Source organism: Herbaspirillum lusitanum P6-12, from assembly GCF_000256565.1.
Classification (GTDB): domain Bacteria; phylum Pseudomonadota; class Gammaproteobacteria; order Burkholderiales; family Burkholderiaceae_D; genus Herbaspirillum; species Herbaspirillum lusitanum.
Window position 1 is genome coordinate 1 of sequence record NZ_AJHH01000310.1, and the last position, 1,773, is coordinate 1,773.

Annotated in this window: 2 protein-coding genes and 1 pseudogene; 1 reads left to right on the forward strand and 2 read right to left on the reverse strand. The window is 58.7% G+C overall.

Features of this window, described 5'->3' with window-relative positions; genetic code table 11:
• Nucleotides 1-95: 95 nt before the first annotated feature.
• Nucleotides 96-569, reverse strand: a complete 474-nt coding sequence (locus HLUSI_RS0109735) for a nuclear transport factor 2 family protein (RefSeq protein ID WP_016833790.1) — start codon at nucleotides 567-569, stop codon at nucleotides 96-98.
• A 206-nt stretch (nucleotides 570-775) separates the two neighbouring features.
• Entirely contained in the window at nucleotides 776-934 is a 159-nt protein-coding gene (locus tag HLUSI_RS32555) for a hypothetical protein (protein ID WP_016833791.1), read from the reverse strand.
• 446 nt (nucleotides 935-1,380) lie between these two features.
• On the opposite strand from HLUSI_RS32555, the pseudogene HLUSI_RS27940 reads away from it, so the two are divergent.
• Nucleotides 1,381-1,773, forward strand: a pseudogene (locus tag HLUSI_RS27940) (penicillin-binding transpeptidase domain-containing protein); the annotation flags it as partial.

Sequence of the window (1,773 nt, forward strand, 5' to 3'; positions counted from 1 at the left end):
TTCGGTGATGCGCGCCAGGCTGGCGCCTTCATAACCGTAGGCGCGAAAAATCTCCGCCAGCACCGGAATCAGTTCATCGCGTTGCGATCCAGCCATCACAGGCCGAGATCACTCAGGCTGGGATGATCGGCCGGGCGCGGCGCCGATTGATCCCAGTGGAATTTGCGCTCGCTCTCCTTGATCGGCAGGTCGTTGATCGAGGCATGGCGCGCACGCATCAGGCCATGCTCGTCGAACTCCCAGTTTTCATTGCCGTAAGAACGGAACCAGTTGCCCGAATCGTCGTGCCATTCGTAAGCGAAGCGCACGGCGATGCGGTTGCCTTCGAACGCCCACAATTCCTTGATCAGGCGGTACTGTTGCTCGCGCACCCATTTCTTGCCGAGGAAGGCGACGATGGCGGCGCGACCCTGGACGAAGTCGGCGCGGTTGCGCCAGCGGCTGTCCTCGGTATAGGCCAGCGAGACTTTTTCGGCGTTGCGGGTGTTCCAGCCGTCTTCGGCGGCGCGGACTTTCTGGATCGCGGTGTCGCGTGTGAACGGCGGAAGCGGAGGGCGGGATGTCGTCATGTGAACACCTGTAGTTGAATGGAAGTTGGACTGCGGATGAAGGTTTTGTACCGATCGGTAAACAAAGTCTAGTGCGGCCTCGACACGGAAGCAAGCCGAATCAACCTGATCGCCGCTGCGTCGAACTGTGCTTCATCCGGCAGCGGTGAACTGTGTACTTTGGCTACTTTGCTGGAAGATGTAGGAGTGAAAATTGTTATCAGTCATCAGATGACATTAAGGCAAGTCATTCTTTTTCTGGATAGCAGCACCAGCAAGGCTTTCAAGGCGATCGCTTGTCTCTGCAGGGTGGCCTTGGCGGTGAAAAAAATAGCGCCATAAATCTCCTTGCGTTCAAAATTTTCATGTTGTACGATGACTGTCAATTAAAAATAACGATCTGCCGGAGACACGCCATGACTGTTTTTGCCTTGCTTGTTACGTTGTCCAGTACCTGAAGTTGCGTGCGCCGCGATGACGGCGCACGGCAGTGTTGTTGTTTCCTTCTTTGCTGAGTCGGCGCCGTTCCGCGCCTGCACGGATTCAATCCGGGTGGCGTCGCGCCGTCTGCTCAGCGTCGGCAGTTCAACCAGCGACGATTCATGACATGAGCATGACCATGAGCGATTTGCAAGATCAGGTACGGCCCTTTAAACGTCTGCTGCTGACCGGGGCCGCCGGCAATCTCGGCCGGGTGCTGCGTGAGCGGCTGAAACCCTGGACCGACGTGGTGCGCCTGTCCGACATCGGCGACCTCGGCGAGGCCGCGTCCGGAGAGGAAATCGTCGCCTGCGATCTGGCCGACAAGGCCGCCGTGTACGACATGCTGGAGGGCGTCGACGCCATCCATGATTTCATGAAGCCGTTCGGCTTCGGCCAGGTCACCGGCATCGATCTCGAACATGAACGCAAGGGCCTGCTGCCGTCCACCACATGGAAGCGCAACGCCTACCGCAAGCCGGAGCAGCGCAAGTGGTACGCCGGCGAAACCATCTCGCTGGGCATCGGGCAAGGCTACAACGCGTTCACGCCGATCCAGATGGCGCACGCCACCGCGACGCTGGCCAACAACGGCATCGTCATGAAGCCGCATCTGGTCAAGATGATCGAGGACGGCGTCACCCATGGCCGCACCGTCACCGTGCCGAAGGAAAGCTATCGCATTCCGCTGAAGCAGGAAAACATCGACGTCATCAATATTTCGGCGGACGTTCGCTGGAAGCGC

Excerpts from the sequence above, each read along its gene's own strand:
- HLUSI_RS0109735 (WP_016833790.1), bottom strand. The coding sequence starts at position 569 with ATGACGACATCCCGCCCTCCGCTTCCGCCGTTCACACGCGACACCGCG.